Origin of the sequence: Brevibacillus sp. M2.1A (genome assembly GCF_013284355.2) — a bacterium.
Classification (GTDB): domain Bacteria; phylum Bacillota; class Bacilli; order Brevibacillales; family Brevibacillaceae; genus Brevibacillus.
On the sequence record NZ_JABSUY020000001.1, the window covers coordinates 3,198,716 to 3,221,629 of the forward strand.

Here is a 22,914-nt window from a genome sequence, read left to right on the forward strand (position 1 = left end):
AGAAACATCGAGTGAGGGAAGATCGGCTAGAGGTGGATGAAGCCACTCTTCGGCTGAATCTATGGTTGACACAAGGAATCGTAATGGGAGTGGCTGCTGCCGGTAGCTTATTAGTGCTGGGCTGGGATGCTACTCTGTCCTTGTTTATTTTGCCAGGCTGGAATGCCGTCCTGTGGGCCGTGGTTGTAGCCGCAGGTATTATCATCGCGAGCATTGCGATGGATCGTTCCTTGCCTAAGCGATGGCAAGATGATGGCAGTATCAATGAAAAAGTTTTTGGCGCCATGTTACCATCTACCACAATTCTCGTCTGTATGGTAGTAGGGGTGGGAGAGGAATGGCTATTTCGTGGAGTCATTCAAACGCTTACCGGGAATTTTTGGAGCAGTCTTATTTTTACTCTGATCCACGTACGTTATTTGAAAAAACCACTCATGATCATAAGTGTATTTGGTACAAGCTGGATCTTGGGAGTCTTGTTTTCCTACTATCAGTCCCTATGGCCCTCGATTGTGGCTCATATCCTTATTGACATCATGCTAGCCTTTCATTTACAAAAAACGATCAAGAAAAAGGGGGAGGAAGAGTGAATCTTGAGCATAATCCATTACCACCCCGACGCTCCCGTCATACTCGCCCTAAAGCGTCGTTCTCGTTTAAAAAGTGGATTCAACCTGGATTGTACTTGTTTGGATTCGTCTTTTTCGGGTTGATTGGTCTTGAGTTGTACAGGGCCAATATCCCACACGAGTCAGCAGCTACTGGTAGTGTTGAAGTGAAGGATGTTAGCAAAGCGATTACCGCTTCGCAAGGGAGCAAGGCAGGGGAAAAGGAGCCAGCATCCGTCGTTCTTCCTTCTGCTCCTGATCCCAATGCAAGCGCGAACACCCCACCTGCCAAAGCAAAAACGACCGAATCAAAACCAGTTGAGCCTGTAGTGAAGGCGACCCCAAGCGTACAGACACCTGCAGTGAGCCCAGTCCCAGCCCAAACTACGACTGGTACACCAGTAAACAAGCCAAACCAGATCGCGAGTCCTTCTGCTACTAAAGTAGCTACACCGGGAAAGCAAGCTTCAACACCGTCTACAACAAAGTCAAAGGTCGTCAAGCATGTGGTGAAGAAGGGTGAAACGTTGTTTATGCTGTCACGAAAGTACTACGGAAATAATTCGAACGTAAGACGAATTGCAACATACAACGGGCTTCATTCAGAAGCAGGGCTCGTCGAAGGGAAAATTGTTTTGGTTCCCCTCGTTCAGTAATGAGATCGTGCTTCACTGGCAATGCTATCGGGAAAAGGATAAGCAGGTGGATGCAAGTGGAGTATGATACGGTCATCGTCGGCGGCGGGATTGCAGGGCTTCAAACTGCGATTCAACTTGCAAGATGCCTTCGGCGCGTTGCAGTCATTGACATGCCAGCTGGTCGATCAACAATCGCCAAAGCCTACCGAAACATTCTCGGATTTTCGGAGGGGGTTAGTGGCGATTTTTTGCGTCAAGCGGGCAGGGAGCAAGCACAAAAATACGGCGCAACCTTGATAACAGATGAGGTAACCCAGCTTTCTACGGACCCAAGCGGTTTATTTTCGATAGGTACGAAAAGTGGCATACATACGCTTACTTCGCGAACGCTGGTTTTGGCAACCGGCATTCGTGATCCGTTCCCAGCGATCCCTGGCTTTTCCGAGTGTGTAGGGGTATCGATTTTCTTGTGTCCCGACTGTGACGGCTATGAAACAGTCGAGAAAGATACGGCAATCATAGGAGCGGGTCCTCAGGCTGTTTCGATGGCGGACGAACTTATTTACTATACAAGCAGGTTAACAGTCATAAACCATGCAGAAGTGCAGGTGGATACGCAGGCTCTCTCTGGACTTAGCAAGCGAGGGATAATGTATCGAAAAGAAAAAGTATGTACCCTTCATCATACGGCGGGTCAATTGCAGGAAATCGAGCTCTCTTCGGGTGAACGGTTGTCTGTGGAAAGAGCATTTCTTGCTTTTCCTGGTGCTCATGCATTGACAGAGCTTTTGCGTGGTTTTTCCGTGCAAATCCTCGAAAAGGGCCACATCCATACGAATCCGCGAACAAAAGAAACGGATCATCCCAACATCTGGGCGGTTGGCGATATCAATGAGCATTCTCAACAAGTGTCGATTGCCATGGGAGATGGAACACAGGCTGCTATTTGGATTCAAAAGCGGCTGCGTGAATATGAGACGTAGAAAAACGCCTGATTCTGGGCGTTTTTTCATGTACAAACCTTTATGAACGAGAAGGAACCCGAACTAGCAGAGCCAAATATAAATACAGAAAAAGAACAATGAGGGGGAACTTTTCCTGGGAAAGCGCAGGAAATGACAGGCAACAACAAAGTTTCTTTTTTCATGAGTTGATTCGACATCGATAAGCGAATGCTGTGTAGGTGTCATGGTAGCTTTGTTCCCGTAAATAAATGTGATATGATAGGACTACCCCGTATTTTCCAGTCCATCAAAAAATGGATGAATGCCAACAGGTATTCGCCGGAGAATGTGGAGAACTCTTACAGGCTTACCATCATATTTTGTAGTACGACTGGATGGCGAGGAGGGACAGTCATGCGTGTTGAACGCCTTGGTCAAGATAAAATACGAATCTTTTTAACTTTTGACGACCTCTCAGAGCGCGGGATAGAAAAAGAAGACATGTGGCGTGACATTCCTAAAGTTCATGAACTGTTCAACGACATGATGGAACAGGCTTATCACGAATTAGGGTTTGAGGTATCAGGGCCTGTTGCAGTTGAAGTGTTCGCCTTGCCAGCTCAGGGAATGGTCGTAATCGTAACGCGTGGCAAGACGGGCTCAAAGGACGGGAAAGAGGAAGAATTCGAAGACGAGGATGTATACGAGCTAGAGGTCACGTTGGAAGAAAGCGATTTAATCATGTATGCCTTCCGGGACTTTGAGCATATGGTTGAAGCCGCCCACCGCATTAACGCTCTTTTGACCAATGGCGGAGCTGCCTACTTCTACCAGGGGAAATATCATCTGGTGCTGGAGGAAGTCGACTTGGATCAGGAGCGTTATCACAAACTAATTGCGATCCTCTCTGAGTACGGAGAAGCGACGCCGATAACGATTTATGTGTTGGAGGAATACGGGAAAGTGATCGTTGCCGACGATGCTGTAAAAGAAATATGCAGGCATTTCACGTAATCAAAAAAGAAATGTCTGGGAATATAAAACAGCACCTAGTCAACCAACTAGGTGCTGTTGCTGTCTGTACAGATTATGCTAGGCCTTCAAAAAAGTCAGCTTCTTTACCTTGAAGGGTATAGTTCGGAAGGCTGTGCCAAGCCAGGATGTAATGGTTGTTTGGCGGAACAGAATGGTGCTCGCCTTTTGTTACACCTGGGAAAACGCGTTCTACTGAGAGGTGTTGTGTCCTATGTGCCCGCAAGGCATCTGCTACTTTTTGCATATATTCAGGTGCGTGAATGATCGTCGTAATGCTCTCGATTGGATCCGTAAAGGGAGGCTTCATCGTACCAAATCCTTCGTCGGATGAACGAGTCGCATAATAAAGCTTTCGTACGCTCGTATCTGGGCCTAAAGAAAGGACAGCCTGGGTGGTTGCATGACTAATCGCCAAATGGTCAGGATGTCCGGAGATGCCATGCGGTGCAAACGTGACGACAATTTCCGGTTGGATCTGGTGAATAGCCTGATGGATACGAGTAACGAGCTCATCTACGGGCACTGTGTTTAGGAACTTATCCTGATATTCCCAGACGTCTACTTGATCGAACCCAAGAATGGCACAAGCGTCGCGAAGCTCTTGCTCACGAAATCGGGGGAGTTCTTCTGGTGTGCATAACGGGGGGTCACCAGCTTTTCCTGCTTGCCCTTTTGTTGCACACAAGAGATGAGTGCTGGCCATTTTGGTCTCACTATATTTGGAAATGGAAATCCCACAAGCAAACGTTTCATCATCGGGATGGGCAAAAATAAACAAGATAGACTTTTTTTTCATAAAAACACCTCCATGAATAAACTTCCACATTACGTTATCCATTATGGCATAAATTCACTAATCCTGTAATGAAAGAAACAAGTTTGGGGACAATACAAGCATGGCTGGACGTGCATTTGAAGCAATTTGTACAAAATGTAGTCTGTAAAAGCGATTTCAAAATGGATGGGAAATAATTGAATGATTATGCAAAACAAGGCACGAAAACGTTTTCGAAATGGAAAAAAAACATTTTTAAGCTTCTCATAAATGATACAAGCGTGTATACTAAAGGCGGCATTGACCGAAAACATTTTTGAGGTGGTAAGTAATGGGTAATCAAGACGTGGTAACCGAAAGCACCGAAGGGAAAGAAAAGCAAGAATCATTGAACTTGCTCCATTCAACTCAAACGGTGATCAAGGAAGCACTGGAGAAACTAGGTTACCAAGAATCGATGTTTGAACTCTTGAAGGAACCGCTACGCGTTTTGACTGTACGTATTCCGGTTCGCATGGATAATGGCGAAGTAAAGGTATTTACGGGCTATCGTGCACAGCACAACGATGCAGTAGGTCCGACCAAGGGGGGCATTCGTTTCCACCCGGAAGTTACTGAGGATGAAGTTAAAGCACTTTCTATCTGGATGAGCCTCAAAGCAGGTATCGTCGATCTGCCATATGGCGGTGGTAAAGGCGGTATCATTTGCGACCCGCGTGAAATGTCCTTCCGCGAATTGGAAAGACTGAGCCGCGGTTACGTTCGCGCAATCAGCCAGCTAGTGGGCCCTACTAAAGATATTCCAGCTCCGGACGTCTTTACGAACTCACAAATCATGGCATGGATGATGGACGAATATAGCCGTATCCGTGAATTTGACTCGCCTGGTTTCATTACGGGTAAACCAATTGCGCTGGGTGGTTCCCATGGCCGCGAAACAGCAACTGCAAAAGGTGTAACCATTTGCATCCGTGAAGCAGCGAAGCGTCGCAACATCGATGTAAAAGGTGCTCGCGTAGTTGTACAAGGCTTTGGTAACGCTGGTAGTTACTTGGCAAAATTCATGCATGATGCAGGCGCTAAAGTTGTAGGTATCTCTGATGCATACGGCGCGCTGCATGATCCAAACGGTTTGGATATCGACTACTTGTTGGATCGTCGTGATTCCTTTGGTACAGTTACAAAACTGTTCAACAACACGATTACCAACAAAGAGCTTCTTGAACTGGAATGCGACATTTTGGTTCCGGCAGCGATCGAAAACCAAATCACAGCTGCAAACGCTCACAACATCAAGGCGTCAATCGTAGTAGAAGCGGCAAATGGCCCAACTACACTGGAAGCGACTAAAATTTTGACTGAGCGTGGAATTCTTCTGGTTCCAGACGTACTTGCTAGTGCTGGTGGTGTGACTGTTTCCTACTTCGAGTGGGTACAAAACAACCAAGGCTACTACTGGTCTGAGGAAGAAGTAGAAGAGAAGTTGGAAAAAGTAATGGTTCGTTCGTTTGAAAATGTATACTCCATGTCCCAAACTCGTCGCATTGATATGCGTCTGTCTGCTTACATGGTTGGTGCCCGCAAAATGGCTGAGGCTTCTCGCTTCCGCGGTTGGGTATAATTTTTCAAACAACCCTCCATATATTGAGAAAACATGGCTCCGCCTTTTGGCGGGGCCTTTTTTATTGGCGACGTGTGATGTGGCTGTGGTGGAGAGAAGAATATTTCCATGCTAGGCTCCAGGCTCCGTCCTGCTGGGGGCTGAGACTGTCCGCTCCGAAGGGATTCGCGGGGAAACGCAAAAGTGGTAGCTGCTTCGTAGCGCAGGCACGTGCGTTTCTTTTGCTCGCGAATCCCTTCTCCGCTTGGTAGGACTCCACAAGTCGCTACGCCTGGAAATATTCTTCTCTGTAGTAACTGATCACATTCTTCAATCTTTTAAGGCATTTAAAACTCGGTTAAACATGGAAAGCTCGTAGAGGAAACAGGAGAAAAAAACGAAGATCTTAGGGACACCGACCGAGACGCAATGCAAAAAGCGAAACACGCTCTTAAGCGTCCACCTCTGAAATACATCCTGAAGGGACAACTTTGGACGCGGTTTCGCTTTTTGCATGGAATCGTGCAGTCAATCCCCCAGGTGGTGGCCCTAGAATCTGAGCGTTTTCTCCTGTTTCCTCCCCACCACTACAGCACCGTTCAAGTTCTGTTTTTAAGGAAAAAAACCTCCTGAAGAATCAGGAGGCTGTAGTCCTATTATTTAGTGGTCGAACAACTGCTGCAGTTCTTTGAAAGTCCGTGTTTTTTGCAGCGTTACAATTAGTTTGAGACGAGCCTTTTGCCCGTTCAAGCCATTGGAGAAGATGATGCCCATCTCTTTTAGTTTGCGGCCTCCACCTTCATAGTCATAGATATCCTGCACCTGTCCATTGTAGCAGCGGGAGACGAGCACGATCGGTACGCCTTTGTCGAGAAGTTGCTGCAGGGTAGGGATGATAGCGGATGGAAGATTTCCTAATCCAAACGCCTCTACGACGAGTCCATCAATGTGCTGCTCCAATAAAAACTGTAGCCAAGCAGGCTCCATGCCAGCAACTGCTTTGATCAGCGGCACATTCGCATCAGCTTGCGTGATGGCATAATGCTCTCGATCCAACGGAGCATGGTGGTATTGCACACTTTTTTTCGCAATGGTTCCAATCGGTCCGTATTGTGGCGACTGGAAGGTAGCGACATTGCTCGTGTGTGTTTTCGTTACGTGACGTGCCGCGTGAATTTCGTCATTAAAAACAACGATAACACCTTTGTTCAAACTGTCGGGGTCTGCGGCTGCACGAACGGAAGAAATGAGATTGACGGGACCGTCAGCACCAAGCTCATTGCTGCTGCGCATGGCTCCAGTCACGACAATCGGGACGTTGACCGACAAAGTCAGATCGAGGAAGTATGCGGTCTCCTCCAACGTATCAGTCCCGTGGGTAATAACAATGCCATCATAATGATCTTGTTGAAAGGCTTCCTCAATATAGAGTCGCAGTTGATTCATGATCGCAGGAGTCATATGAGGGCTAGGTAGGTTGAGTACATTTTTCATGGTGACATCCGCGTGTTTTTCTAAAAAAGGAAGGATTTTGTTGACAGCTTGATCATCCAATGGCTTTACGCCTTCTGAGTCATCGACAGACATGGCAATCGTACCGCCTGTGTTCACTACCAAAATTTTTTTTGACATGATCTCTCTCCTGTAGCGGGTTTTCATCAACCAGTATTCATGGTACGATGAACAATAGCCTTGTGTAAAGGAGTAATAAAAGATGATTGCTTTGATCGGCGCGGCAGTTGCCCCCGGTATCGCCATCTTAAGTTACTTTTACCTGCGTGACAGTCTCGAACCGGAGCCGATTTCGATGGTAATCCGGTCGTTTATCTTTGGTATGTTGCTGGTCGTACCCATTATGGTACTTCAGTACATCATGCAGAATGAATGGAACTGGCGGGATGGCATTGTCGCGGAAGTTTTCCAATCCGCTGTCGTGGAAGAATTTTTTAAATGGATGGTCATCTATTTTACGGTTTATAAACATTTGGAATTTGATGAGCCATACGATGGAATTGTTTATGCAGTTGCGGTGTCACTTGGTTTTGCTACGTTGGAGAATTTGTTCTACCTTATTATAAATGGAACGAATATCGCCATCTGGCGTGCCTTTTTGCCGGTATCCAGCCATGCGTTGTTTGCGGTGTGGATGGGATATTATCTCGGACGGGCCAAGTTTTCCAAGGACGCCAAACATGAGCGGCTTTTTTTATGGATGTCGATTACCTTGCCGATCGGCTTGCATGCCCTGTACAACGTGATTTTTTTGGCGGTGCAAAACTGGTTGGTAGTGATTGTGCCATTCATGCTTGTTTTGTGGTGGCAGGGCTTAAAAAAGGTACAAAGAGCACACGATTTCGGTTCTAAAAATCTCTCTTCACGTCCACAATAGACGGTAAGGAGGAGTCGTACGTGCTAAAAACTGATCGAGCAAAAGTGACCATTCAATGCAATGTATGTGGAGAAAAGTTTACACTACGTGGCCAGCGAGAACCTGGAGGACAAATAGAAACAGGGTTCAAGCAGTGCCTGTGTGACAACGACAAGCATTTTCGAATTGACGAGTCCTGATCTTTTCCATTCCCAACTGAAAAAGCGTGACCAATCTATGTGGGCCGATGCAAATAGCATCGGTCTTTTTCTATATCCAGATTTTCATGCATAATCCATTCTTCCTCCACCAACACTATGCAAAGATTTCAATACATGCCAAGGAGGATTCAGCCGTGCGTACAATCTGGATCGCAGGTGTGTTGGTGATGTTGGTAGCAGCGGGCTTGAATGGATACAAGGTTGTCTGGAAGGAAAAGAATGCAGCTGCTGTATACGAAGAACAGATGGCTGCACCTGCTGCAAAGAATCAGACGGCCAAAACCAAAGCCAGCTTTCATCCTTCAAGGGTCTCTGACAATGATTTGAAAATCATGGCAAATGCTGTTTACGGAGAGGCAAGAGGAGAGCCGTTTGAAGGGCAAGTAGCTGTCGCAGCCGTTATTTTAAACCGCGTCAAGAGCCCTTCGTTTCCTGATACGCCCTCGGCTGTGATATTCGAACCACGCGCTTTTACAGCAGTTGCTGATGGTCAAATATGGCTTACACCTAATGAAAGTGCGATGAAAGCAGTGAAGAACGCACTAAACGGCTGGGACCCGTCGGGAGGCTGCACGTACTATTTCAATCCAGATACAGCAACGTCCGGTTGGATTTGGACCAGACCGCAGGTTAAAAAGATCGGGAAACACATCTTTTGTAGATAATGGATGCGTAATCAAAGGAGGAGTGGCAAGGGATGGTATATGGAGCAACAGCACGCGTGTTATTTCCCGTTGCCCTGGTCGCCTTAATAGGCGCTGGCGTGTGGGGATATCAGGAGCACAATGAGAAGAACTCGGTCTTGATCAAAGCGGAAAACTCATACCAAAGGGCTTTCCACGATCTCACTTATCATGTGGACAAGCTGCATGATGAGCTTGGCAAATCACTGGTGGTCAACTCTCGCAGACAAATGACTCCCATCTTGACGAATGTCTGGCGCCTTTCCTATGCGGCACAAGCGGATGTCGGACAACTGCCATTGACCCTGATGGCATTTAACAAAACAGAAGAAATGCTGTCGAGGGTTGCAGATTTTTCCTATCGTGTCGCTGTGCGTGACCTGGACAAGCAGCCGTTGAGTCAGAGTGAATACAAGACATTGAAGAGCCTACACACACAAGCACAGGATATCCAGAATGAGCTGCGCAAGGTACAAACCGTCGCGATGGACAAACAATTGAGATGGATGGATGTCGAGACGGCATTAGCCTCCAATAAAAACAAAGAGGACAATACCATCATCGACGGATTCCAAACCATTGAGAAAAAAGTGCAGGAATACCCTGATTTAGACTGGGGTGTCGGGATACAGAGTCTCGACAAGAAAAAGCAGCAGCGAATCAAAGGGATCGATGGCAAACCAGCCACCAAAGAGGAAGCAGAGAAGAATGCACTGGCGTTTCTCGGGTTGAAGCCAGGAGATGCGAAAGTAGAAGTAAACGATAACGGCAAGGGGCAGGAATACTCAGCGTATAGCGTACGTGTCACGCCAAACGGGCACAAGACGGCCATTAACCTCGATGTCACCAAACGCGGTGGAAAAGTTGTTTGGATGATGAACGAGCGTGGAGTTGGCGAGGAGAAGTTGGACATGAAGCAGGCCGAAGAAAAAGGTCGCGTGTTCTTGCGCAACCATGGATTTGACAATATGCAGGTCTCTGAGATTGACAGCTACGACCGCAACGCGCTCTTTACGTTTGTGCCAGTTCAGGATGGCGTCAGAATTTATCCGGACGGGGTGGTCGTCGAAATCGCGTTGGACAACGGAGAGGTTACTGCCTATAATTCGACGGAGTATCTGTTTAATCACAAAAAGAGAATTCTCTCCGAGCCGCGCCTCTCCAAAGAAGAAGCAAGGAAAAAAGTCAATCCGAGCGTAAAAGTGACGGATCAGCGACTTGCTCTTATCGAAGGGAAAAACGATGGAAAAGAAGTACTGACGTGGGAAATGACAGGGAGCTTTGAAGGAAATTCGTACATGGTCTACATCAATGCCATGAACGGAGAAGAAGAAGAAGTTGTGAAAATGGAAACGGGATCGGGACAGAACGAGGGACAATAGTGTTAAAAAAATAGGGGGAAAGCTAGTTTTTTAGCGGCTTTCCCTATTTGCTGATTCGAAACAAAAGGGTATATAATGGAAAGGGTGATAGGAAGGGGAGGAACAGTTACTTTATGATGCTTCCACGAATAGGACAAACAATAAGACTAAACTTCACGAGTTCCTCAGAAGAAACGGAGCTGCAAACTTTCAAAAGCCGTGTGGCCGATTTGAAGGATGATGTAGCTTCCATCGAGCTGCCAACCAGCGAAAACACTGGACGGACTGGGGTATTTCAACCAGGGACACCATGCTTGGTTTGGTATGTTGGCGAGGATGGCTCACGCTATGAATTTCGCTCTGCAATTATCGGCAGGGAAAACAATCACATTCCTGTACTGCTTCTGCAACTGCCGGCTAAAGAGGAGATTGTGCGCACACAGCGACGAAACTACTTGAGAATTGACACTACGTTAGACATCGCAGTCAAACTGGATGATCCGATTCGACGCTATCATTTTCTAGCACGAACGTTAGATATCAGTGGTGGTGGGCTGTCTTTTAGCTGTGAGGAAAGCTATCATTTGAAGGAAAAAGACAACTTGCACGTCTGGATTTCCCTTCCAAGTAAAAATGGACAGGTTCAACATGCTTTTGTTGAGATGGAAATCGTCAGACAAAAACCGGCGGAAGAAAAAGGTTTGCACCAATGGATTTCGGGTAAGTTCACCCAAATCAGCGAGCAAGATCGGGCAAAAGTGGTTAGAGCGTGTTACGAGAGACAGCTAGAGCTTCGCAAAAAAGGCGTTGTAGATTGACGCTTCATCAGAGGAAGTGACCCTATTGACCAGTCAGTACAACGATCGTTTTCGGAGCTTTTCCAAACGGGTAGAAAAAGGCATCATGATTGGAATTGTCGTATGTGCGATTGTACTGACCATAGGCGAGGTCCTCATTCAGTACGTACCCGCTAGACTAGTATTAATCGAAACAGAGCGCTTGGAAGGCGTGTCCAGAGAGCCCTAAAGGTTTGCGCATGCTTCCATACTATGGTACTATTATAGATAACATAGAAAACGGTCTTGGATCGTTTTTTTTGTAGACCGCTAGTGGTCACAGCCAAATTCGAAAAACGCAATATCGTTTTTCATCACACAAAGAATGGGAAAGGGCTTCGACAGAAGCTTTTCTTGTTTTATTCCCATCCGAACTAACGTACATAGCAGGTGAGAAGTAATGAACATTGCCATTGATGGACCAGCGGGAGCAGGCAAAAGTACTGTCGCCCAAAAAGTAGCGGGACAACTGGAATACGTGTACATTGACACGGGTGCCATGTATCGTGCCCTTGCTTGGGCAGTCCACCACCATCAGCTCCCTATCAGCGACGAGTCTGCAGTTTCCGAACTTTTGCAAAAAAACAAGATTCAACTGATTCGGGAAAACGGACAGCAACATGTATACTGGAATGAAATCGATGTCACGAGCTGGATCCGTTCCACAGAAGTGAGCCAGTACGCCTCCATTGTAGCGAGCTACGGTTCCGTCCGTGAACAAATGCTTGTGCTCCAGCGACGCTTGGCAACCCAAGGCAATGTCGTCATGGACGGCAGAGATATCGGTACCCATGTTTTGCCTGATGCTGATGTGAAGATATTTCTGACGGCCTCCATCCAAGAGCGTGCAGAACGCCGCTGGAAGGAACTACTCGCAAAAGGTACCCAGACAGACTTGGCTGAGCTGGAAAAAGAAATCGAAGAGCGAGATCGACGGGACATGCAGAGAGAAGTCGCACCGTTGCGTCAGGCGGAAGATGCCGTTTTGGTAGACACAACAGGAATGACCATTGATCAGGTGGTCGATCGCATCTTGCAAATCTGCGAGCGAACGGGAGAGTCAACCCATTGAGTTACTATCGTCTATTCAGAGGTTTTTTTCGCATCATTTTTTCGCTTGTCTTTCGTTGGCAAGTGATCGGGCGTGAACATATACCTAAGGAAGGCCCAGTGATCCTTTGTGCTAACCACATTTCTTTGTGGGATCCACCTCTTCTCGGGGGTGGCATCGAGCGTCAGGTTCATTTCATGGCCAAAGAAGAGCTGTTCAAAATTCCGGTCTTATCCTTTCTCATTACCAAATTCGGTGCATTTCCGGTCAAACGGGGTGCAGGAGATCGTGCGGCCATTCGTACGACTCTCAAATTGCTTGAAGATGGAAAAATCTTTGGAATCTTTCCTGAGGGAACCCGCAGCAAAACAGGGGAACCAGGGGAAGCGATGCCGGGTGTGGCAATGTTCGCGCTCAAATCAGAAGCTGCGGTCATTCCGGTTGCCATTATCGGGCCATATCGACCGTTTCGTTCCATTAAGATCGTTTACGGTAAACCGATCGATCTGACTCAACTGCGCGAGGCCAAAGCAAGCGCTGATACGTTGAAGGAAACGAGCGATCTGATTATGGAGCACATCAAGCAATTACGAAACCAGCATCTCTCTTAGCAAACGGTATAGAATTGCTAAAGGGACGAATACTAAATCTGCTGGAACTTACTGGCTTCATCAGTACTAACTGCCAGCCATCAGGCGACAGTTAAAAATATACATGCTCCCGCTTCGTGTAGTGAGGTTGTACACAACCTGTACATAGATGTTTGGGACTGGATGGTATTAAGGAGGTCTTTTGAATGATGGAAGAAACGAACGTAAGCTTGACGGATGCAACAACCATTTCTGTAGGAGATGTCGTAAAAGCAACCGTAACAAAAGTTGAGGACAAACAAGCGCTTGTAGATCTAGGCTACAAGTACGATGGTCTGATTCCTATCAGCGAACTGTCTCCACTGCATGTTGAAAAGGTATCTGATGTAGTAGCGGTTGGTGATACTTTCGAAGTGAAAGTCATCAAGCTAAACGATGAGAAAGAAGAGCTCGTTGTTTCCAAGAAAGCAGTAGCGATGGAATCCTCGTGGTCTGATCTTGAGCAAAAAATGCAAGCGGGTGAAATCATTGAAGCGACCGTGAAAGAAGTAGTGAAGGGCGGCCTTGTTGTTGATGTAGGCGTTCGCGGCTTCATTCCGGCTTCCATGGTAGAGCGTCATTTCGTTGAAGATTTCTCTGATTACAAAGGCAAAACATTGGCTTTGAAAGTAGTAGAAATGGATAAGGAAAAGAATAAAGTCATCCTGTCCCACAAAGCGGTTTTGGAAGACGAAGCAAAAGTGCAAAAGCAATCCATTATGGATAAAATCCAAGTGGGTCAAGTATTGGAGGGAACGGTTCAGCGCATGACCGATTTCGGCGTATTCGTGGATATCGGTGGTGTTGATGGATTGGTTCACGTATCTGAACTTGCTTGGAACCGTGTAGATAAGCCGTCCGATGTTGTGAAGGAAGGCGACAAAGTACAAGTGAAGGTCCTCAAAATTGACCGCGAAAACGAGCGCATTGGCCTTAGCATTAAGGAAACGCAAGCAGGTCCATGGGCGAGCGTTGCAGAAGATTTCAAAGCGGGCTCTATTTTGAATGGAACGGTAAAACGTTTGGTGTCCTTCGGTGCATTTATTGAGCTGGCTCCTGGAATCGAAGGCCTCGTACACATCTCCCAGATTGCAAATCGCCGGGTGAATACACCGAGTGAGGTGCTGAAAGAGGGCCAAGAAGTACAGGTGAAGGTTTTGGATGTTGTTCCACAAGAACAGCGTATTAGCCTGAGTATCCGTGCAGTCGAAGAAGACCGTGTGGAGCAGGCAGAACGCGCGAGCAAGCGTGAACAGCAACAATTCACGCAGGAAAACAACCAACCAATGGGAGTGACATTGGGCGAGTTGTTCGGTGATCTGAAAGACAAGTTTAAGTAAGATAAAAGTAGGATTCATGGGGATACGCTCTGGCGTATCCCTTTTTTCTGGGAGTGAAAGCTAGGAGGGGTACAATGGATCGTCGTTCGATTAGAAAACTGGACCATATTCGAAACGCTCTTGTCACCGGGGAAGATAGTGCGAATAGCTTTGATGATGTTAGCTTTGTTCCGAACAGCTTGCCGAATGCAGCGTATGCTGAAACCTCACTGGACACCGAGATCGCATCTTTGCGACTCTCCTCACCGATAATAATTAATGCGATGACGGGTGGAGCTGGTGGGACTACGCAGATCAATCAAAAACTGGCGATCATTGCGAGAGAACGAAATCTGGCTATGGCTGTTGGCTCACAAATGGCCGCTCTGCGTGATCCAGATGTTATGGATAGCTATCGGATTGTCAGAAGGGAACATCCACAGGGGATCTTGTTTGCAAATGTAGGGGCAGAGGCAACAGTGGAGCAGGCAATAGCAGCTGTGGAGATGATTGAAGCGAACGGACTGCAAATCCATCTGAATGTCATGCAAGAGCTGCTGATGCCTGAGGGGGACCGGGATTTTCGCGGCTATCTTGAGCGGATACAAGCAATCAGGGAGAGTCTGGATGTGCCGGTTATTGTCAAAGAAGTCGGTTTTGGAATGGCGAAGGAATCAATCGAGAAGCTCATAGGAATCGGAATCAGAACAATCGATGTGGGTGGAAGAGGCGGAACAAATTTTGCTCAGGTCGAAAATATGCGAAGTGATCAACCTCAGGTCATGTTCGAGGATTGGGGATTTACGACGGTGGAGAGCTTACTGGAAGCGAATGCTATCGGTCATTCAGGAATGTCGTACATAGCAACTGGTGGTGTTCGTCATGGACTCGATGTTGTCAAAGCAGCTTCTTTAGGTGCGTCCGCTGTTGGAATGGCAGGGGCAATGCTGCGTCTGGTTCAACGCGAATCTCTGGAAGAGTGCTTGTCTACCGTCGACAGATGGCATCATCAAATTCGTGTGGCGATGACCGCACTAGGAATGAAAGGTCTGGCTGAGGCCGTTTGTACTCCTGTAATGATCACGGGTAAAACAGCAGAGAGAGCTAAGCTTCGTCACATGCAATTAGAGGAACTGGCGCAACGTTAAGTAGTGGACGAGCATTCGATTCATGAAATTTCCTTGGTTGAGGCATACTTTGGGGAGACAACCATCATTTTGAGGAGATGAACATGAACGAGGGAACCGTTGCGATCCTTATTCAGTGGTCTTTGCTGTGTCTTGTATGGATGGGAAGCTTTGACTTTCAGCTACGAAACATGAAGATGGAACGCAGACGAGTGCTCGCAGTGATCAGCGCATTTTTAATTTGTACGTTTGTTAGCTGGGAAATCTACTTTGCCCCCATTCAAGTTAGTCTGAGTGGAACGATATTGCCACTGATCGCAAGCATTTTCCTTTACACCAAGCTCACGTCCAAAATACGCAGATTGTACGTGCTGAGTGCGCTGGCAACGGCTCTTTTGCTATTTTGGCTGCGCTGGCTGTTTTTTACCGATCCGATCTTGCTGTTTTGGGATGAGAGGATCATCGTACCCGCTGTTGGAGTCAGTACGATTTTTTTGATGAGCAGAACAAATCTGGGACAGCTGTTTCAGCTTATGCTCGCAATGCCTCTCGCAGATGCGATACATTCGCTATATTTTTGGAAATTGTCGGGTTCCTGTCATTGGGGATCGGAGTATGCGCAAGATTTGATGTGGAGTAGCCTATCTCTATGGGCTCTCGTCAGCATAGTCTGGTCTGCGATTCGTCGTATCCTTGGTAGAACTGAAACAGAGTCTTCTCATTCCGATACGGGTAGGTGACGCTAGGGTGTTGAAGGGATTGCTAGCTTATGATTATGTTTTTCCGTTAGTTCTCGGTTTCCTATTCGGCATTATGTGCCGGATTCATCTTTTGCGCACGGATTATCGACAATATCCAACTTATCCGCACGGAAAAATTATTCACGTTTCACTAGGGGTGATCGCATCCGCGCTCGGAGCGTTAGCGATGCCTGCGCTGCTCAAGGAGAATTACACGGCAGTCACATTTTTGACGTTGGCTGCTCAACAATTCCGTGATGTCAGGAACATGGAACGCACTACGCTCAACGAGATCGATAAACAGGAGCTGGTTCCCCGTGGAGGCCCCTATATCGAAGGGATTGCCATGGTGTTTGAAGGACGCAATTACATGGTCATGTTTACCTCATTGGTGACAACGACGGCGACCATTCTCTTTCATTGGTGGGGGGGTGTCATTGCAGGTGTCATCGCCTTATTGATTTCTCGCAAGCTGCGCTCTGGAAAAACATTATCGCTGATTGCAGAGATCGAGCCGGGAGAAGTGAGAATGGAAGGAAGAGACTTGTATGTGAACGACATTTACATCATGAACGTCGGGTTGGCAAATGCCCAAGAGATCATACGCGAGCAAGGCGTGGGCTTTGTTCTGACACCGAGGGATGCCAATGCCAAGGTCACGATTGCCCATCCAGGTCAGCGGCAAGCAATTTTGCACGATGTTGCGACGCAACTCGGCGTATATACAGATACGGGAGAGCCATCGCTAACACCTTTGGTAAAACGTGATATAAAGTCAGGGAGACTGGGTGTATTTTTATTGCCGCAAGAAAAAGATGTGGAACGTGCAACGTCCGTCATTCGTGCAGTCCCGATTCTCGAAAGCGTCTTCCGAATGCCAACGAAGACTAGAATCGTGAAAAAGGAGCTGTAGGCCATGACAGGAGTAATCTTGGCGGTGATTACCACGAACAAAGACAGGATAGCGGGTGGTGTGCCGATTTTTATCGAGTCTACTACCGAGAAGATGCAACAAACAGCCTTCACGCTGGAAAAGATACTAGACGGGATGGTGCATGAAGTAAGCGCCGATACCCTTATCATTGTTCGGCATAAGTAGTGTATGGTATGATTAGCTAGTCAAAACGTAAAATGAGAGAGAGTGTTGTTGATTATGGGATTACCAGTGGTAGCCATTGTGGGGAGACCCAACGTGGGGAAATCCACGATTTTTAACAGATTGATTGGCGAACGAGTCGCGATCGTGGAGGATATGCCGGGAGTAACCCGTGACCGCCTGTACGGGAAAGGTGAATGGTTAACTCATACTTTCCATGTGATTGATACCGGTGGAATTGAGTTTGGCGAGACCGACGAGATTCTTACACAGATGCGTTACCAGGCAGAGCTTGCGATTGACGAAGCAGATGTCATCATTATGATTGCAGATAGCCGTACAGGTGTGACAGATGCGGACGTTGAACTGGCACGAATGCTGAATCGGACAGGAAAACCTGTCGTACTCGCGGTGAACAAAGCGGATAATCCGGAAATGCGTGCGGATATTTACGATTTTTATTCCCTGGGCTTGGGCGAGCCATTCCCTGTCTCGGGTAGCCATGGTCTTGGCTTGGGCGATATGCTGGAAGAAGTGGTTCAGCATTTCCCAGCAGAGGATGACGAAGAGAAAAGAGATGATGTCATTCGTGTATCCATCATCGGTCGTCCAAACGTCGGGAAGTCTTCCTTGACGAATGCGATTCTAGGTGAAGAGCGAGTCATTGTCAGTGATGTTGCCGGAACGACCCGTGATGCGATCGACACGCCATTTGAGCGTGATGACCAAAGCTACATTCTCGTAGACACGGCAGGTATGCGCAAGCGTGGAAAAGTGTATGAAACAACGGAAAAATACAGTGTGATGCGTGCCATGCGTTCCATTGAAGATTCCGATGTCGTTCTTGTTGTCATTAACGGGGAAGAAGGCATTATCGAGCAAGACAAGAAAATCGCGGGTTATGCACATGAGGCTGGCCGTGGTGTCATTATTATCGTGAACAAATGGGATGCGATTGAAAAAGACGACAAAACGATGCAACGCTTCACAGAATTGATCCGCGAAGAGTTTAAATACCTGGATTATGCTCCGATTTTGTATGTGTCTGCAAAATCGAAGCAACGTGTCCATACGATTCTACCGAAGGTCAATGAAGTAGCTCAAGCACATGCGATGCGCATTCCTACCGCGGTTCTCAATGACTTGGTAACCGATGCGACGATTCGTACACCTCCACCATCTGATCGCGGCAAACGCTTGAAGATCAACTATGCGACACAAGCAACAGTGAAACCACCGACGTTCATTCTGTTTGTGAACGATCCGGAACTCATGCACTTTTCCTATGAACGTTACATAGAGAACAAGATCCGTGAAGCCTTTGTATTTGAAGGCACACCAGTTAGAATCTGGACACGGAAAAAAACGTAGGGAGAGAAAAACGCCATGGTGTTATTATCCTGGGTGCTTAGCTATTTAATCGGTTCTATTAGCTTTAGCTATCTTATCGCCAAAAAAGTCGCAGGAATTGACATTCGTTCTCATGGCAGCGGAAATGCCGGTGCAACCAATACCCTCAGGGTGTTAGGTAAAGGCCCCGGCATTGCCGTTCTCCTTCTTGATGCACTAAAAGGAATAGCTGCGATGGGACTGACTCACCTGATGACGGGGGACCCGGCAGCATACGCGGTGGCAGGCCTGTTTGTTATCGCGGGTCACAATTGGCCGATCTTTTTTGGATTCCGTGGAGGGAAAGGCATTGCGACCACGCTAGGTGTCGTGTTAGGGTTTTCTCCCTTGGCATTTTTGATCGCTGCCGTGTTGGCTGTCGTAGTCATTGCGATCACTCGCTTTGTTTCATTAGGATCATTGGTGATCGTAACGGTTATTCCATTCACCCTTTACTTGTTGGACAAACCTATCTCCTTTGTTTGGGCGAGCTTGGCGATCGCAATCTTTGCTTACATTCGTCATTATAATAATATCCGCAATCTTCTTGCAGGAAACGAACGGAAACTAGGAGACAAGTCCAACCGGAAGCTGGGATAATGTACGAACGGACATGAGAAAAGTGGAGGGGGACGTATTGATTCAAAATGTTACGGTGATTGGTGCTGGAAGCTGGGGAACGGCACTTGCTACAGTCTTGGCGGACAATGGGCATCAGGTTACGCTTTGGGTACGGGATAAAAAGCTGGCAGAAGAAATAAACAGCAAGCATGTGAATGAGAAGTACCTGCCGGGAGAAAAGCTTTCGGCCAACATTGTTGCAACCACCAATATTCAAGAGGCTGTCGTTGGCAAGCGCATTGTTCTTCTCGTTGTTCCTTCCCATGCCATGCGCCAAATCTGTCAGCAAGTAGCTCCGTACCTGGAACCGGATGTACTTTTGATTCATGCGACAAAAGGCTTTGAACTGGAAAGCCTGAAGCGAATGTCAGAAGTCATTGCGGAAGAGGTACCGAAAGAGATTGCGTCCAGATTGGCTGTGCTGTCAGGACCGAGCCATGCTGAGGAAGTAGTCAAACGGCAACCAACGACAGTTGTGATGGCGTCTGAATCCGAAGAAAGCATGCTGCGCTCTCAGGATCTGCTGATGAATACGAATTTTCGTGTGTATACCAATCCGGACTTGATTGGCGCTGAGATCGCCGGAGCGTTGAAGAACATCATTGCACTTGGTGCAGGGATGTCTGATGGTTTAGGGTATGGGGACAACGCTAAGGCAGCCCTGTTGACCCGAGGCTTGGCAGAAATAAGCCGTCTTGGTATCAAGCTCGGCGCTAAGCCGCTAACGTTTTCGGGCCTTGCTGGTGTTGGCGATTTGATTGCCACATGCACGAGTAAACACAGCCGAAACTGGCGCGCAGGCTATATGCTCGGACAAGGAAAAAAACTCGATGACGTACTGGCACAGATGGGTATGGTCGTCGAAGGCGTTCGCACGACAAATGCAGCCTTTTCCTTATCGCAACGCGAGCAAGTTGAAATGCCAATCACCTCGGTTCTATATGGCATGCTGTTTGAAGGAAAAGAAGCTCGTCAAGGCGTGGAAGAATTGATGGGGCGCGGAAAAACCTTTGAAATGGCGTTCCTCAATCCCGATGCGGAATAAAATCATGTATCACCGATTTAGGCTTCTGCACATACGATAGGGTGAAAGCCCATGTGCAGGAGGAGATTTCATATGAATAATATGTCGAAACGACTTTTTGAGCGTTTGCAAGGAAAAGCAACGGAAAATGTTGATGAAGAAAAGCTTCGCTCACTTGCTGGTCAGGTCAAGCGTAGTGACTTTGAAGACGAGACCAAGCTGCGGCAAATCATTCGCACGCTCGCTACCCTTAGTGGCAAGCAATTAACTCCTGAAAAGGAGGATAAGGTCATTGAAATGTTTCGCAATCAGGAAATCAACCTCAATGACATGTCCACCTTGACCAAGCTGCTCAAATAAGAGAAATGGGCGATTATGCCCGTTACCTGCAACAAAAACCGTCATACAGTAAGACTAGGAACAATCATGGCTCTACAGGGACATGGCTGACCTACAGATTGCAAGAAAAAAAGAGGGATCTTATCCCTCTTTTTTTCGTTCTTTGGAGTTGCTGCTTACCTGTGTAATCAGGTTCTGGACCAAGGGGGATTGCAGGAGCCCCAGTAATTGCCCGATATCTATATTGGCCAATAGGTTGCCTAAGCCTGATTCCGGCGGTGTTGTTGTTTCTGCAGCCTTTTGTGGCTCTGGAGCAGCTTTGCGTTTGCCAGCAGCAGCAGGCTTTTCGGCAACGACCTCTGGCTCAGGCGTGCGTTTTCCGAGGTTCTCAATCATCTCCATCGCCCCGTACAACGAATCCATCGTGTCTTCTACCTGCCGAATCGTGCTCCCGATCCCTTTGATGTTATGGCGCATTTTCGTAACAGAGGTGCGCAAATCAACGGCGGGCAGGATTCTTTTCGGTGAAATGGAAAGGGAGACATTCTCGACTTGGTCGCTTAATTTTTTGCTGGGTATAGGCGCATATGGATTCCGCCATTTTCGATTACTTACTTTATTACTCAACGTTTCATCCCTCCAATGGGCGAATTCATCACGATAGTCTATGCGAATGTCTAGTATTAGGTTCGCAAGCGTCAGACGATGAGGGGGAATTATGGTATAATAAAGCAAAAATGCAAAGGATGCTGCAGTCCCGATGTATATTGATCCTATGACAAAGATGAACATTTCCTTAATCGCCATTGGGCTCATGTTCGTCTGCAATTTACTTATGATCTTTGCCAGAAAAATAAGTAATGGGTTTTTGCGGTTCCTTGTGAAGACCATCGCATTCTTACTATTACTCGTCGTGCTTGTCATGATTTTGATTGTGATTTTTGTCTAGGGAGGATGAAAAATGTCAACAATCACACTACTTACTCGTGCAGGCAGTCATGAAGTCTTGATCGAGTTGAATCAATCGATTGTTGCTCTTGCAAAAAAGAACAACATCGTGTGGGGCCATGCATGCCAAAGAGGGGTATGTGCACAATGCCGTACACATGTTTTAGAAGGTGCGGAGCACTTAAACGAAGTGACACCAGAAGAAAAACTGAGATTGAGAAAAGCTGAACGCGCAGAAGGCTACAGATTAGGCTGCCAGACGAAGGTTGTTTCATCAGGAACAGTCAAGGTAGCTCATCGGCCGTACTAGTAAAGGAAGTGACGAAATGGGGAAAGTAACCTTTCTCCCGAGCAAGAAAAGTGTGAAGGCGCGGACAGGGCAAACCTTGGTCGGTGTAGCTTCGTCAGCTCGCGTCGTAATCCCGCAGAGATGCGGTGGACACGCATCTTGTCTAATGTGCCGCGTGGTCGTTGAGAATGGCCTGCTGTGCCCGCCAACAGCGCTGGAAAAGCGCAAGCTGCCTGAAAAGGATCTGGCGAAAGGGATTCGTTTGGCCTGTCAGGCAAAAACGACAGAAAAGGATTGTACGGTCAGGATTCCAGAAAGTAAGCTGAAATCAGTGGTAGCGGCTGCACTCGAGCGACAACGCAAAGAAAATGAAGATGGGATATAAGAGGTGTGTACATAAGATGTGGCAATCGTGGCGAAAATCGTTCAAGCTTGTGATCAGTTTGACGATTCTGTCTTCCCTTTTATCTGGATGCTTGTATCCGGATGAGCGCAGAGCAGAGAATCAAATTCCGAGTACCTTTTTTGTAGAAGCAACACAAAAAGCGATTGAGCAATTTCAAAAAGACACAGCAGTGTTGCCAATCGTAACCAAATCGCTCGATACTCCTATTTTTGAAAAATACGAGATTGATTTCCGCAAGATGATCCCAAAATACATGCCGGATGTACCTGGGAACGCATTTGAAAAAGGTGGCGTGTACAAGTACGTACTGATTGATGTGGAAACTAAGCCAACAGTGAAGCTCATTCATTTGACAGCTGTCAGTACTGTAGCGGATGTACAGAGCGAAGTAGACCGTTACAAGGGACATTTCGAAAAGCTGCCTGTACTCGCAGACTTGGGGAATGGATACTATTCCATCGATCACGAGCGGCTCGGCTTAAAAGCGTGGCAGGTGCCGTCCACGATGGGGACTTACTTGTTGCCGCTGGTCATGAACGCTGAAGGACAAGTCGGGATTGATTATGCTTCGGATATCGCGCAATTACTTCGGGATACAAAAGTAACCGTGCCGGAAAAAACAGACCCGAGATACGTGCTGGCGCGCAATTCCATGTTCGTGCCCGCAAAATCGTTCCCATATGAAATGGTCAATGGTGAACCACAGCTTCTCAAACTAAATTAACTTCGTGAAAAACGACTCTCATCAGGGTCGTTTTTTTTGTTCTAGTTAACGCAAAAATACATATATTTGTACTGTCCACAAAACTAGTACGAGATTCCCTACGAAAATACTGGCGGTCAGGGATAATTCGGAAAATCGGTCAT

29 protein-coding genes are annotated in these 22,914 nt (G+C 47.2%); 26 read left to right on the plus strand and 3 right to left on the minus strand.

Going from position 1 to position 22,914, the window contains the following annotated elements:
• Positions 1–11 precede the first annotated feature (11 nt).
• The 4 genes from HP567_RS15820 (at position 12) to HP567_RS15835 (ending at position 3,204) form a co-directional block, all read left to right on the plus strand.
• Positions 12–590: a CPBP family intramembrane glutamic endopeptidase gene (locus tag HP567_RS15820; protein WP_173609538.1), complete on the plus strand. Its 579-nt coding sequence runs from the start codon at positions 12–14 to the stop codon at positions 588–590.
• A complete protein-coding gene (locus HP567_RS15825) occupies positions 587–1,264 on the plus strand; it encodes a LysM peptidoglycan-binding domain-containing protein (protein ID WP_173609537.1) in 678 nt (225 codons plus the stop codon). The genes HP567_RS15820 and HP567_RS15825 overlap by 4 nt, the downstream gene beginning before the upstream one ends.
• A 50-nt stretch (positions 1,265–1,314) precedes the next feature.
• Positions 1,315–2,229 (plus strand): NAD(P)/FAD-dependent oxidoreductase, encoded by a 915-nt coding sequence (locus HP567_RS15830; protein WP_173609536.1) that lies wholly within the window; start codon positions 1,315–1,317, stop codon positions 2,227–2,229.
• 375 nt (positions 2,230–2,604) lie between these two features.
• A complete protein-coding gene (locus HP567_RS15835; protein WP_007723994.1) occupies positions 2,605–3,204 on the plus strand; it encodes a genetic competence negative regulator in 600 nt (199 codons plus the stop codon).
• Between the two features lie 73 nt (positions 3,205–3,277).
• Here the strand turns inward: HP567_RS15835 and HP567_RS15840 are convergent, their stop codons facing one another.
• Positions 3,278–4,021 carry a PIG-L deacetylase family protein gene (locus tag HP567_RS15840; protein ID WP_173609535.1) on the minus strand — a complete coding sequence of 248 codons (744 nt, stop codon included), beginning with the start codon at positions 4,019–4,021 and terminating at the stop codon, positions 3,278–3,280.
• 310 nt (positions 4,022–4,331) lie between these two features.
• Between HP567_RS15840 and HP567_RS15845 the strand changes: the two genes are divergently transcribed.
• Positions 4,332–5,621 (plus strand): Glu/Leu/Phe/Val family dehydrogenase, encoded by a 1,290-nt coding sequence (locus HP567_RS15845; RefSeq protein ID WP_007723992.1) that lies wholly within the window; start codon positions 4,332–4,334, stop codon positions 5,619–5,621.
• 639 nt (positions 5,622–6,260) lie between these two features.
• Here HP567_RS15845 and HP567_RS15850 read toward each other — a convergent pair.
• Positions 6,261–7,232: an asparaginase gene (locus HP567_RS15850; protein WP_173609534.1), complete on the minus strand. Its 972-nt coding sequence runs from the start codon at positions 7,230–7,232 to the stop codon at positions 6,261–6,263.
• 82 nt (positions 7,233–7,314) lie between these two features.
• On the opposite strand from HP567_RS15850, the gene prsW reads away from it, so the two are divergent.
• The 17 genes from prsW (at position 7,315) to HP567_RS15935 (ending at position 20,425) form a co-directional block, all read left to right on the plus strand.
• Positions 7,315–7,989, plus strand: a complete 675-nt coding sequence (prsW, locus tag HP567_RS15855; RefSeq protein WP_017248088.1) for a glutamic-type intramembrane protease PrsW — start codon at positions 7,315–7,317, stop codon at positions 7,987–7,989.
• A 20-nt stretch (positions 7,990–8,009) separates the two neighbouring features.
• Positions 8,010–8,168: a hypothetical protein gene (locus HP567_RS15860; RefSeq protein WP_173609533.1), complete on the plus strand. Its 159-nt coding sequence runs from the start codon at positions 8,010–8,012 to the stop codon at positions 8,166–8,168.
• A gap of 26 nt (positions 8,169–8,194) precedes the next feature.
• Positions 8,195–8,854, plus strand: coding sequence for a cell wall hydrolase (locus HP567_RS15865; RefSeq protein ID WP_173609532.1), 660 nt, complete (start codon positions 8,195–8,197; stop codon positions 8,852–8,854).
• Between the two features lie 32 nt (positions 8,855–8,886).
• The gene (ypeB, locus tag HP567_RS15870) at positions 8,887–10,254 is read left to right on the plus strand and encodes a germination protein YpeB (protein ID WP_173609531.1); all 1,368 of its coding nucleotides are present in this window, start codon (positions 8,887–8,889) and stop codon (positions 10,252–10,254) included.
• A 113-nt stretch (positions 10,255–10,367) separates the two neighbouring features.
• Positions 10,368–11,051 carry a flagellar brake protein gene (locus tag HP567_RS15875; protein WP_173609530.1) on the plus strand — a complete coding sequence of 228 codons (684 nt, stop codon included), beginning with the start codon at positions 10,368–10,370 and terminating at the stop codon, positions 11,049–11,051.
• A 16-nt stretch (positions 11,052–11,067) separates the two neighbouring features.
• Complete coding sequence (locus HP567_RS15880; protein WP_229088044.1) at positions 11,068–11,259, plus strand: hypothetical protein; 192 nt, start codon at positions 11,068–11,070, stop codon at positions 11,257–11,259.
• A 210-nt stretch (positions 11,260–11,469) separates the two neighbouring features.
• Complete coding sequence (gene cmk, locus HP567_RS15885; protein ID WP_173609529.1) at positions 11,470–12,141, plus strand: (d)CMP kinase; 672 nt, start codon at positions 11,470–11,472, stop codon at positions 12,139–12,141.
• Positions 12,138–12,731 carry a lysophospholipid acyltransferase family protein gene (locus HP567_RS15890; protein ID WP_173609528.1) on the plus strand — a complete coding sequence of 198 codons (594 nt, stop codon included), beginning with the start codon at positions 12,138–12,140 and terminating at the stop codon, positions 12,729–12,731. The genes cmk and HP567_RS15890 overlap by 4 nt, the downstream gene beginning before the upstream one ends.
• A gap of 185 nt (positions 12,732–12,916) precedes the next feature.
• Positions 12,917–14,089 (plus strand): 30S ribosomal protein S1, encoded by a 1,173-nt coding sequence (rpsA, locus tag HP567_RS15895; RefSeq protein WP_173609527.1) that lies wholly within the window; start codon positions 12,917–12,919, stop codon positions 14,087–14,089.
• 74 nt (positions 14,090–14,163) lie between these two features.
• Positions 14,164–15,216: a type 2 isopentenyl-diphosphate Delta-isomerase gene (gene fni, locus HP567_RS15900; protein ID WP_173609526.1), complete on the plus strand. Its 1,053-nt coding sequence runs from the start codon at positions 14,164–14,166 to the stop codon at positions 15,214–15,216.
• A gap of 83 nt (positions 15,217–15,299) precedes the next feature.
• Positions 15,300–15,935: a YphA family membrane protein gene (locus HP567_RS15905; RefSeq protein WP_173609525.1), complete on the plus strand. Its 636-nt coding sequence runs from the start codon at positions 15,300–15,302 to the stop codon at positions 15,933–15,935.
• A 7-nt stretch (positions 15,936–15,942) separates the two neighbouring features.
• Positions 15,943–16,848 carry a YIEGIA family protein gene (locus tag HP567_RS15910; protein WP_173609524.1) on the plus strand — a complete coding sequence of 302 codons (906 nt, stop codon included), beginning with the start codon at positions 15,943–15,945 and terminating at the stop codon, positions 16,846–16,848.
• Positions 16,849–16,851: 3 nt separating this feature from the next.
• Positions 16,852–17,034 carry a capping complex subunit for YIEGIA gene (locus tag HP567_RS15915; protein ID WP_173609523.1) on the plus strand — a complete coding sequence of 61 codons (183 nt, stop codon included), beginning with the start codon at positions 16,852–16,854 and terminating at the stop codon, positions 17,032–17,034.
• Between the two features lie 54 nt (positions 17,035–17,088).
• Positions 17,089–18,402 (plus strand): ribosome biogenesis GTPase Der, encoded by a 1,314-nt coding sequence (gene der / locus HP567_RS15920; RefSeq protein ID WP_173609833.1) that lies wholly within the window; start codon positions 17,089–17,091, stop codon positions 18,400–18,402.
• Positions 18,403–18,417: 15 nt separating this feature from the next.
• On the plus strand, positions 18,418–19,020 hold the full coding sequence (gene plsY / locus HP567_RS15925; RefSeq protein WP_173609522.1) for a glycerol-3-phosphate 1-O-acyltransferase PlsY: 603 nt from the start codon (positions 18,418–18,420) through the stop codon (positions 19,018–19,020).
• 13 nt (positions 19,021–19,033) lie between these two features.
• Positions 19,034–20,086 carry an NAD(P)H-dependent glycerol-3-phosphate dehydrogenase gene (locus HP567_RS15930; protein ID WP_217367021.1) on the plus strand — a complete coding sequence of 351 codons (1,053 nt, stop codon included), beginning with the start codon at positions 19,034–19,036 and terminating at the stop codon, positions 20,084–20,086.
• A gap of 72 nt (positions 20,087–20,158) precedes the next feature.
• Complete coding sequence (locus HP567_RS15935) at positions 20,159–20,425, plus strand: stage VI sporulation protein F (RefSeq protein ID WP_173609521.1); 267 nt, start codon at positions 20,159–20,161, stop codon at positions 20,423–20,425.
• 120 nt (positions 20,426–20,545) lie between these two features.
• On the opposite strand, the gene HP567_RS15940 is transcribed toward HP567_RS15935, so the two are convergent.
• Positions 20,546–21,031, minus strand: a complete 486-nt coding sequence (locus HP567_RS15940; RefSeq protein ID WP_173609520.1) for a hypothetical protein — start codon at positions 21,029–21,031, stop codon at positions 20,546–20,548.
• A 133-nt stretch (positions 21,032–21,164) separates the two neighbouring features.
• Between HP567_RS15940 and HP567_RS15945 the strand changes: the two genes are divergently transcribed.
• Genes HP567_RS15945 through HP567_RS15960 form a run of 4 tightly spaced genes read left to right on the plus strand, consistent with a single transcriptional unit; the run spans position 21,165 to position 22,771 of the window.
• Positions 21,165–21,353 carry a DUF2768 family protein gene (locus tag HP567_RS15945; protein WP_173609519.1) on the plus strand — a complete coding sequence of 63 codons (189 nt, stop codon included), beginning with the start codon at positions 21,165–21,167 and terminating at the stop codon, positions 21,351–21,353.
• 12 nt (positions 21,354–21,365) lie between these two features.
• Entirely contained in the window at positions 21,366–21,662 is a 297-nt protein-coding gene (locus HP567_RS15950) for a 2Fe-2S iron-sulfur cluster-binding protein (protein WP_173609518.1), read from the plus strand.
• Positions 21,663–21,678: 16 nt separating this feature from the next.
• A complete protein-coding gene (locus HP567_RS15955) occupies positions 21,679–22,026 on the plus strand; it encodes a 2Fe-2S iron-sulfur cluster-binding protein (protein ID WP_173609517.1) in 348 nt (115 codons plus the stop codon).
• Positions 22,027–22,042: 16 nt separating this feature from the next.
• Complete coding sequence (locus HP567_RS15960; protein WP_173609516.1) at positions 22,043–22,771, plus strand: hypothetical protein; 729 nt, start codon at positions 22,043–22,045, stop codon at positions 22,769–22,771.
• Positions 22,772–22,914: the final 143 nt, after the last annotated feature.

Bases quoted from the DNA above. Each gene is read 5' to 3' on its own strand.
- HP567_RS15830 (WP_173609536.1), top strand. From the start codon at position 1,315: ATGCAAGTGGAGTATGATACGGTCATCGTCGGCGGCGGGATTGCAGGG.
- HP567_RS15835 (WP_007723994.1), top strand. From the start codon at position 2,605: ATGCGTGTTGAACGCCTTGGTCAAGATAAAATACGAATCTTTTTAACT.
- HP567_RS15840 (WP_173609535.1), bottom strand. From the start codon at position 4,021: ATGAAAAAAAAGTCTATCTTGTTTATTTTTGCCCATCCCGATGATGAA.
- HP567_RS15845 (WP_007723992.1), top strand. From the start codon at position 4,332: ATGGGTAATCAAGACGTGGTAACCGAAAGCACCGAAGGGAAAGAAAAG.
- HP567_RS15850 (WP_173609534.1), bottom strand. From the start codon at position 7,232: ATGTCAAAAAAAATTTTGGTAGTGAACACAGGCGGTACGATTGCCATG.
- prsW (WP_017248088.1), top strand. From the start codon at position 7,315: ATGATTGCTTTGATCGGCGCGGCAGTTGCCCCCGGTATCGCCATCTTA.
- ypeB (WP_173609531.1), top strand. From the start codon at position 8,887: ATGGTATATGGAGCAACAGCACGCGTGTTATTTCCCGTTGCCCTGGTC.
- HP567_RS15875 (WP_173609530.1), top strand. From the start codon at position 10,368: ATGATGCTTCCACGAATAGGACAAACAATAAGACTAAACTTCACGAGT.
- cmk (WP_173609529.1), top strand. From the start codon at position 11,470: ATGAACATTGCCATTGATGGACCAGCGGGAGCAGGCAAAAGTACTGTC.
- rpsA (WP_173609527.1), top strand. From the start codon at position 12,917: ATGATGGAAGAAACGAACGTAAGCTTGACGGATGCAACAACCATTTCT.
- fni (WP_173609526.1), top strand. From the start codon at position 14,164: ATGGATCGTCGTTCGATTAGAAAACTGGACCATATTCGAAACGCTCTT.
- HP567_RS15905 (WP_173609525.1), top strand. From the start codon at position 15,300: ATGAACGAGGGAACCGTTGCGATCCTTATTCAGTGGTCTTTGCTGTGT.
- HP567_RS15915 (WP_173609523.1), top strand. From the start codon at position 16,852: ATGACAGGAGTAATCTTGGCGGTGATTACCACGAACAAAGACAGGATA.
- der (WP_173609833.1), top strand. From the start codon at position 17,089: ATGGGATTACCAGTGGTAGCCATTGTGGGGAGACCCAACGTGGGGAAA.
- plsY (WP_173609522.1), top strand. From the start codon at position 18,418: ATGGTGTTATTATCCTGGGTGCTTAGCTATTTAATCGGTTCTATTAGC.
- HP567_RS15930 (WP_217367021.1), top strand. From the start codon at position 19,034: ATGAGAAAAGTGGAGGGGGACGTATTGATTCAAAATGTTACGGTGATT.
- HP567_RS15935 (WP_173609521.1), top strand. From the start codon at position 20,159: ATGAATAATATGTCGAAACGACTTTTTGAGCGTTTGCAAGGAAAAGCA.
- HP567_RS15945 (WP_173609519.1), top strand. From the start codon at position 21,165: ATGTATATTGATCCTATGACAAAGATGAACATTTCCTTAATCGCCATT.
- HP567_RS15950 (WP_173609518.1), top strand. From the start codon at position 21,366: ATGTCAACAATCACACTACTTACTCGTGCAGGCAGTCATGAAGTCTTG.
- HP567_RS15955 (WP_173609517.1), top strand. From the start codon at position 21,679: ATGGGGAAAGTAACCTTTCTCCCGAGCAAGAAAAGTGTGAAGGCGCGG.
- HP567_RS15960 (WP_173609516.1), top strand. From the start codon at position 22,043: ATGTGGCAATCGTGGCGAAAATCGTTCAAGCTTGTGATCAGTTTGACG.